At 59.4% G+C, this 8,711-nt stretch carries 7 protein-coding genes; 3 read left to right on the top strand and 4 right to left on the bottom strand.

Features of this window, described 5'->3' with window-relative positions; translation table 11 throughout:
* From ACH2EH_RS21785 to ACH2EH_RS21775, 3 genes are all read left to right on the top strand, one after another.
* The coding region (locus ACH2EH_RS21785; RefSeq protein WP_395145045.1) for a DUF6785 family protein at window positions 1-612 on the top strand (612 nt) is incomplete at its 5' end.
* 53 nt (window positions 613-665) lie between these two features.
* Complete coding sequence (locus ACH2EH_RS21780; protein WP_395145043.1) at window positions 666-1,697, top strand: Gfo/Idh/MocA family protein; 1,032 nt, start codon at window positions 666-668, stop codon at window positions 1,695-1,697.
* A gap of 176 nt (window positions 1,698-1,873) precedes the next feature.
* Entirely contained in the window at window positions 1,874-2,896 is a 1,023-nt protein-coding gene (locus tag ACH2EH_RS21775; RefSeq protein ID WP_395145041.1) for a Gfo/Idh/MocA family protein, read from the top strand.
* A gap of 40 nt (window positions 2,897-2,936) precedes the next feature.
* On the opposite strand, the gene ACH2EH_RS21770 is transcribed toward ACH2EH_RS21775, so the two are convergent.
* From ACH2EH_RS21770 to ACH2EH_RS21755, 4 genes are all read right to left on the bottom strand, one after another.
* Window positions 2,937-3,236, bottom strand: a complete 300-nt coding sequence (locus tag ACH2EH_RS21770) for an ArsR/SmtB family transcription factor (RefSeq protein WP_395145039.1) — start codon at window positions 3,234-3,236, stop codon at window positions 2,937-2,939.
* 107 nt (window positions 3,237-3,343) lie between these two features.
* Window positions 3,344-4,030, bottom strand: a complete 687-nt coding sequence (locus ACH2EH_RS21765; protein WP_395145037.1) for a phytanoyl-CoA dioxygenase family protein — start codon at window positions 4,028-4,030, stop codon at window positions 3,344-3,346.
* 51 nt (window positions 4,031-4,081) lie between these two features.
* Complete coding sequence (locus tag ACH2EH_RS21760; protein WP_395145035.1) at window positions 4,082-6,964, bottom strand: DUF2341 domain-containing protein; 2,883 nt, start codon at window positions 6,962-6,964, stop codon at window positions 4,082-4,084.
* 125 nt (window positions 6,965-7,089) lie between these two features.
* Window positions 7,090-8,711, bottom strand: a 1,622-nt coding sequence (locus tag ACH2EH_RS21755; RefSeq protein ID WP_395145034.1) for an NPCBM/NEW2 domain-containing protein, incomplete at its 5' end; no start/stop codon positions are given.

Below are 8,711 nucleotides of genomic sequence, written 5' to 3'. Positions count from 1 at the left end.
CGGACGCTCGCGACATTCCACTTCATGAACCGGATCCATAGAACCCATACCATGCCCTCGCTGATGGAGGGACTCTATCTGGCGGACCGGGGGAAGCTTTCGGCCAAGGGCATGTTTCTGGCGCTCTTTCTGGCGATCCCCCTAGGCACCGTGGCCGGATTTCTGGCGCACATCTACTTTGGCTACCGCTACACGCCCGTGAGCTGGGTCTCCGGCGAGCTGGGCGGCTTTATCAGCAATATCCTCTCCACCCCTCGCCCTCCCAACCCCACCGCCATGCTTGCCGTCGCGGGTGGTTTCGCTACGGTGATGCTCCTCGACTTTATCCGCTTCCGTATTCCTGGCTTCTGGCTACACCCAGCGGGCTACGCGCTGGCGATGAACTTCGGGGTGGACTACTACTGGTTCGGGCTCTTAATCGTGCTGATCGTGAAAGTGTTTGTGCAGCGCTTCTACGGCCTCAAGGGCTACGGACAGCTCCGGCAGATCGCGTTTGGTCTGATCGTGGGCGAGTTCATGGCCGAGCTGATCTGGGCGACTTTCTCCATGCTCAACGACAGGCAGACAACCTACTCCATCTCCATCAACGGCAAGATGAGCTGGGATCAGTAGCTCGGGGGCACGCATTGACGAAGCCCCGGCCCGCGGGGTATCCTTGATGCGCTATGTCAAACCGCTACACACCCCTGCGCTGGGGAATTCTTGGGGCTGGGAGTATCGCCAACCGCTTTACCGAGTCCATCGCGCTTCTCTCGGATCAAAATGTCGTCGCTGTCGGCTCACGTGATGCGGAAAAAGCCGCCGCCTTTGGGAGCAAGCACAGTATCACCAACCGCCACGGCAGCTACGAAGCCCTCTGTTCTGATCCCGACGTAGATGCGATCTATGTGGCAACACCGCACACGTTCCACAAAGAGCACAGCATCTTAGCGCTGAAGAGCGGCAAGCATGTTCTGTGCGAGAAGCCCTTCACGATCAATAGGGCCGAGGCTGAGGCCGTGGTCACGGTTGCTCAAGAGACCGGGCTATTTCTAATGGAGGGCATGTGGAGCCGCTTCTTCCCCGTCTGGGATAAAGTGCGTGCGCTGATCGCCGAGGGCGCGATTGGCAAGCCACGCATGCTCTACGCCGACTTTGGCTTTCGCTGCGGCCCCAGCCCCTCCAACGTCGGCGACGACGGCAAGATAATCGGACTGAACCCGCAGGCACGCCTCTTCAACCCGGAGCTTGGCGGCGGGGCGATCATGGACGTGGGCATCTACCCGGTGAGCTTGGCCCAGATGCTGCTCGGCGATCCCGATCAAGTGGCGTGTTTAGGGACGATCGGGCACACGGGCGTAGATGAGAACGCGGGAATGCTGCTGCACTTCCCCAGCGGCGCAGTCGCTGTCATGAGCACGTCGTTTCAGGTCAGCACGCCCCAGAGCGCGACCTTAATTGGTGAGAGCGGGAAGCTCGAAGTGGCTGCCCCGTGGTGGACTCCGCGCAAGCTCACGTTGACCCGGGGCAGTGAGTCCGAGGTCTTTGAGCTCCCCTTCGACGGCCCCGGCTTCCAGTTTGAAGCCATGCACTTTGCCGAGCGCCTGCGCACCGGCCACACCCAGAGCGATATTCTCTCGCACAGCGACAGCCTCGCCGTGATGGGCGCTCTAGACAACCTACGCTCACAGATTGGGTTGAAGTACCCGATGGAGTAGTCATCCAAAAATCGCCCCCATGAACGGGGGCGTCTTATTGACGGCTTCGCCGACACAAAGGCCGTTCCGGCCATGCCGATTTTGAGTAAACTTGGTTATGGGCGGGACGCCCTTCGTGTCCGAAGAATGAGGATAAAAAGACGCCCCCGTTCATGGGGGCGAAAAGAAAGAAAAATATGTCAACGTATTCACCCCTTCGCTGGGGATTTTTAGGCTGTGGCTCGATTGCCAACCGTCTGGGCGCAGATGTGTCCAAGCTAAGCGATCATAAGATTCAGGCAATCGCCTCGCGCGATCCAGAGAAAGCGGCCAAGTACGCCGCAAAGTTCGATGTGCCGACCCAGCACACCGGCCCCGATGCCTACACCAAGCTCGTCAATGACCCGGAGATTGATATTGTCTACGTGGCGACGCCCCATAATTTCCACCGTGAGCAGGTACTCCTGGCACTGAACGCGGGCAAGCACGTGCTCTGTGAGAAGCCCTTTACGGTCAACCTCAAAGAGGCGGAGGAGCTGGTTGCCAAGGCGCGGGAGAAGGGCCTGTTCCTGATGGAAGGTGTCTGGAGCCGCTGTTTCCCCGTCTGGGTGAAGGTGCGCGAGCTGATCGCCGAGGGCGCGATTGGCAAGGTGCGCCAGGTCTACTCAGACTTTGGCTACGGAGCAGGAGCGCTGGATGACAACAGCCAGCTTGTTATCGGCAACCCCAACGGGCGGCTTTTCTCCCGCGAGCTGATCGGCGGGGGACTGATGGATGTGGGGGTTTACCCAATCAATATCGCCATGATGCTGCTCGGGGAGCCCAGTGTGGTGAAGGCGTTCGGGCAGCTGGGGAGCACGGGGGTGGATGAAAATGTCGCGGTGGTGCTGGGCTTCCCCGATGGCTCCCTTGCGACCTGCGCGACCTCAATCCAAGTCACCACGCCGTTTGTCACCACGATTATCGGCACCAAGGGTAAGATCGAGGTTCCGTTCTGGTGGCGTCCCAAGAGCCTGATTCTAACAGCCGATGGTCACACCCAGACACTAGAGTTTCAGCACGAGGGTGAGGGCTTTCAGTTCGAGGCGATGCATGTGGCGGAGTGCCTGCGCGCCGGAAAGACCGAGAGTGAGATTCTCCCGCTTGAGGGCACACTGGCCGTTATGCGCACCTTGGATGCAGTGCGTGTGGAGATTGGTCTCAAGTACCCCGGCGAATAGGGAATATGTCGCTGAGGCAGGAATCCTGTCTCAGCGACGCCTATACAGAGAGACCGGAGATATCCGCGTATTTTCGAATGCAGTGCATCACGGAGAGATCACTTTTGTTGCTAATGAAATAGTACACGCAGTTGCCCTTGCGCTCGGCTTCCAAAATTCCCGCATCACGAAGAATCTTTAGCTGCTGGCTGACAATTGCTTGCTGTGCGCCTTCGGAGATACCCACAATTTCCGTGACACGCTGAGGCGTTTGAACCGTCTCAAGAAAGTCAATAATACGAAGACGGAGAGGGTGTGAGTAGATACGAATCAAAGGCGCAAGCTGCTCCAATTTAGACATTTCTATACTCACCTGCCAGGCTATTTTTTCTCTCATAATTAGTGTTGATTTTAGGCTAAGATAATTCACCGTGGCAGTTCAAATCTCACGAATATTTTCTTGCTAATTCAAGCCACCCCGCGAAAGCGCCGATCCGCCCAGCGGGTGGCGTACTGGAGCTGAAGGACATAGCGTGTCCGGTCGGAGAGATTCGGTGCGCCCCGATGCCAGCACTGGTGGTTGGTCAAATAAACATCCCCCGCCTTGCAGAACACCGGCACGGGGCCCTGTCCCTCAAACATAGGGTTCTCTTCGTCTTTCGGGGGGCGACGGCCTGAGTAGTGGCTCCGGGGCACAAACTGGGTCGGGCCGTGCGCCTCGGTCTCGATGTCACTCAGCGCCACTTGCACCGTCAGCCAGAGCACGGGCAGGCGAATCCGGGCATCGAAGCGCGGGATGTCCTCGGGGAGAGGCAGCTCTAGTACATCATCCACATGCCAGAGCGAGATTGCCTGTCCTGGCTCGTTGCGGATCACATTGAGGGCATTAAAGGCGGGCTGCGAGCCCAACGCCGCACTCGCCAGCGCTTGAATCTCAGGTCGCTCGACTAAGCTGGCGAAGAGCGGGTCGTACTCCGTGCCACGTCGCAACACAAACGCCCCGTGCACATAGGAGACAAACTTTGGGTCTATGCGCTCGCGAGCGGCAAAACACGCGTCGGTTTTTTCTCGAAGCGCCATTACTTCGTCGGGCGTGAAGATGCCAGGGACATGGAGAAATCCCTCGCGGAAAAAGACATCAGTGTCAATGGTCATAATGGGAGTTTACCTGAACTTCAGCCTACCCCCGCCTGGTGGGGGGACAATTTAGATGGGGACGTTGCAGAAAGTCAGTGCCGCGATTCCGTTGGTTCCTCGCAGAAGCCGCTTCTGGCTCCAGGCCGCGCTGTCCAGATAGGTAATTTTCTGCGCCGTCGTCGGCTCCGTGAGTGTGAGTGTCAGCCGATTACCCGAAACCACGCCCGAGGCTATTTTACCTTTTTGGCCGTCCAGAGAGAACTCACTTACCAATGCACTCTCCCAGATAATAGGTTGATCGAACTCCAGAATCAGTGTGTCTTTCTTGGCGCTGGCAAAAGTAACGCGCTTCAGATTTGGCGGCGTGATCGGCTCTGTAAAGATCTTGCCGTAGCTGTCGCGCTGGATTATCGGGAAGATCAGGCGGGCAAACTCAGCGTAGCCTGCCGCGGGGAAGTGGCAGCCACCGGGCGGATCAATGCCTAGTGTGGACAGAATGCTCATCTTCGAGAAAAGCGTGGGCAACTGACGCTGGACATCACGGAGCTGATTATCGGAGCCGTCAATGCCCATCGAGCACGACTTGGGCCAGATCTGGAAGAGATAGTGGCGCTGGAGATTCGGGAAGTCCAGCTTCCAGGCGGCAGTGAGCTCAATAAAGTACTCCCGATAGGTCTCCCAGCCAAAGCCGCCTGTGGGGCCGTCCGCGCCCTGATCGTTCTCACCCTGGTGCCAGAGAATCCCTCGAATGCCGTGGGTGAGCCCGGCTTGGCGCACACGCCCCAACAAACGCCCGTAGATGGTGGTGGAGTCCGTCGGGTTGCTGGGGTTGCGCTGGTGCTGGTCAATACGCGTGCCCCCCACTGCGCCATTCAGAATGCAAATGGGCACTTTCTCACTCTCCATCAATCGCCGCGCCAGCTCCATCCCCCAGTAGCCGATCTCGCCCGCCTGGCTGTTCTGGTTGCGATGACGAGCGTCTTCCCAGCGCGTCCCAAACGTCCGAATCCACTCGCTTTGGAACGTCGGGGTTTCCTTGCCAAAGTCCGTGGCAACAGCGTTGGACTGCCCCTGAACCACAAAGGCATCGCCACAGACGAGATTAGAGGCAGTGTGCAGAACGGTCTCTTGAGCGCCGGAGACACTCCCAAACTCCGTGCGATAGTGAATCAGCCCCGGCTTGAGCGCTACCGAGAGCGTATAGGCACGGCTCGCGGAGAGCTTCTGCATGACGGTCTTGACCAGCGCCCCGTCGGCGTAGAGGCGCAAAAACACGGAGTCGGCAGGGGTGCTCAGCGTGCCGTTGTCGTGGAGCGTCCCCTCGTTTCTGGCATTGCGGGCGTAGAACTGGTTGTCCACCGGCTGCTCATTGGGGGCGGGCTTGCGCTCGATCCAGGGATCGGCCTTGGGTTCGGTGACGGCAATCTTTGCGGTCTGGGTCACAGGTGCGCCGCCGTTGTCCACGGAGACGCTTACCGTGAGTGTCCCGCTGTTCTGGGCACGGGTGAGGCGCAGCTTGCCAGGAAGCACCTCTTTGCTGGTCGCGAGTCCGTCCACTTTCCAGGCGTAGCGCAGCGGCAGAGCGCTCTTGCCCGCCGTCGCCCTAATTTCAATCGGCGTGCGACCATCCCACTGACGCGGGGCTTTAAGCGAGATCATGGGGTCCGCGATCATCTCCTGGATGGTCACCGGAATCTCACGGGTCTTCACGCCCTCAGGATAGATGGCTTTAAGCAGAAGCGTACGTTTTGTGTCGCCGCTCACCCGGCCTGCCTCCAGTGTGTAGGAGAGCTGATCCACCCCGACAATCTTCTCCTGCCCCTTTTGCCTGAGCACCCAGACGAGCTTCTGCGCCCCGCCTGCCTTTGCCGTGATCGTGGCGCGGCTGCCCTCACGCACTGTGAGCTGTGGCGACGAAACGGAGAACTCACTGCCGGGCTGCACGAGCATTCCCACCAGTGTCTGGAGCGGCTTCTGGTTCTCGTACTCAAGCTTCACCCAGTCGGCAGAGCGTGCGACACTCGAAATTCGGACCTCGTCTATTTCGCCCACGAAGTCGTAGTTGTTGTACCAGCCGCCTATCCAGAAGCGTGCGGGGTTCTGCACGTTCAGCGGTGCGGCTGATGACTGCGCTGTGCCGTCTAAAACGCCATTCACGTAGACCCGCGCATTGCCCTTCTCGTAGGTGTGCATCACGTGCTGCCACTCGCCCATCGGGAGCTTGCTCTTTCCGGCGACATTGGCATCGGAGAAGTAGCAGTCCATGCTGATGTGCGGTGGGCTACGAAACTGCATCGTCACTTTCCCCTGACGCTCCTCATTACCCCAGCCGAGAACCCGGACATTGGGCCGCTCCGCCCGAAACCACGCCTGCGAGCTATGCGGCTGGCTGCCCGTGGGAAAGTGCGTGAGCTTCTCCCCACCCGCAATTCCCTGCTCCGTGGCAAAGCGCCGTGCCGCCCCTATCGAACCCGGCGCAACTGTCGTGCCCTTGTTGGTCGCTGTCAGCATGCCCGTTGCATCGGTCAGCGTCTCGTCCATGTGCCAGACCGTAAGATAGCCATTGCTTGCATTAAAGACCGCCGGGCCGCTGGACGCACTCTTGGCCGCGGGGTCGCCCCAATGCAGCCGCAGCTCCTGGCGTGCGTTGCCCGTGATTTTCGGCACCCGTACCCAGAGACTCGCCGTCCCTGCCTGCGCATCCCACTGCTCGATCTGATAGGCCAGCGGCGTGCCGCTGCTGTCTGTTACGCGCAAGTCCTCGCCGTGGGGCTGGGCCTGAGCAAAGGGAAACGTCTCGCGGCGGAGGCGAACCAGCACCGGAAAGTCTGTGAGTGTCACCGACGCGGGCAGGTTTGCACCGTCAGGGGTGGTGAGGAGGTAGAGCGAGCCGGAGTGGTGCCTGTTGCGCTTTCCCCCTCCCCCTCCCCCGACCTCGCTCGGCTCGGCCACCCCCTCCGGCTGATCGCTCGTTCCTCGCTGCGAAGGGGGGCGTTGGGGGGATGCCGTCTCCCTTCGCGAAGCCGGAGGGGGTGGCGAGCTTAAGCGAGCCGGGGGAGGTAAAACAAAAATAGGTATCACTTGCTCACCACCCGTGCTTCGGCCCAGGTTCCCAGGACATTGTCGCCGGTGAACTCTAGCATGATGCAGCCTTTGTTCGTAACATCAATATCAATGGGCTTTGGCGGCGCATCAGGGCGGAGCTTGCCGCTATCAAAGAGCATTTTATTGCCAAAGAAGTCCTCCTCCATCACCCGAAAGCGACCCTCAGCAGTGGGTGAATTCGACGGATCGAGGCCAACCGTGGCTTGGAACCGGCTTGCGCGGCCATTGATTTTATACATCATCACAGACTTCCCCTGGCAGCCGAGGCCCTTGCGGTAGAAATTCTCACCCAGCACCAGCGGCTCTTGTCGTGCGCTTAGGCCACTGACGGGGGGATTACCGCGCCGCCAGATGTAGCACAGGTCGCTGAGCCAGATGTAGCACAGGTCGCTGAGATAGGTGACGCCGCTTTTCGTGACCGTGTAGCGCTCCACGGGCAGGGGTGCGGGCGCGGGGAGTGGGCGGCCACGGGAGCCAATACGAAGAAGCACGTGCTCGTGCTGCGCGAGGCGTGGGCTGGTAAAAGAGCCTTCAAACGTGCCGATGTCTTTGCGGAGCCACAGATCACGAACTTTTTGACGACCCATTAGTCCAATCAGCTCCCACGGAACCGTGATTGCGGCGGGCTTATCGCTCTTATTGAGAATCAGCACGGCGGTAGTCCCATCGGCGAGAGGCTTGTTATAGACCTCCTGACCGTTGTTTTTAAAGACTTTGTAGCCCTGGATGCCGCGCGGATCCTGGTTGATCGCGATCACTTCCTTGGCCGTCAGAATTGCCCGGACACTCTCGGGCATCTTGCGCAGGTCGTTGCCCGCCATGAGCGGCGCAGCCAGAATGCACCAGAGGCTGAAGTGGGCGCGGCTCTCGGTGTCTGTCTTAAGGTTGCCCACTTGCAGCATGTCGGGGTCGTTCCAGTGCCCCGGCCCGGCAAACTGCCCGAGGCCATTGAAGGCTGGATGGGTCACATTGCCGCCCGTCGAAGTCTCGGCGCAGTTGTAGACCGAGTCCATATTCGGGTAGATATCGTACGAGGTTCGCCAGAGCTGTCCGATCTTCTCCCCTCCCCAGGCCCACGCGCCATTGCCAAAGTCGGACATGCTCAAAATCATCGGGCGGCCCGTCTTGGCAATCTCATCCCGATAGAGAGAATAGTCATCGCTACTGAGGCGCTTATTGAGCTCGGCGTAGCAGCTATCGAGTTTGAGGTAATCCACGCCCCAGCTTGCAAAAGTTGCCATGTCCGTCGCCTCGTGCTGGTAGCTTCCGGCGAGGCCCTGACAGGTTAGCTTGCCGCGATCTTCGTAGATACCAAAACGCAGCCCCTTGGCGTGAATGTAGTCTCCGATAGCCTTCATGCCACTGGGGAACTTCACCGGATCGGCCACTAAGATCCCCTTGCTATCGCGCTCTTTTTGCAGCCAGCCGTCGTCGAGCACTAAGTAGCGATAGCCCGCATCGCGCATCCCGGAGCGCACCAGCGCGTCGGCGATCTCTTTGATGATCTTCTCATCAATCTTCTGCTCAAAGGCATTCCAGCTATTCCAGCCCATCGGCGGGGTCAGAGCAAGTTTTTGGGACATATTCATGATTT

The organism is Armatimonas sp. (assembly GCF_043760365.1).
In the GTDB taxonomy this organism is placed as follows: domain Bacteria; phylum Armatimonadota; class Armatimonadia; order Armatimonadales; family Armatimonadaceae; genus Armatimonas.
The sequence above is the reverse complement of the archived record's forward strand: the minus strand, read 5'-3'. Positions and strand labels throughout refer to the sequence as shown.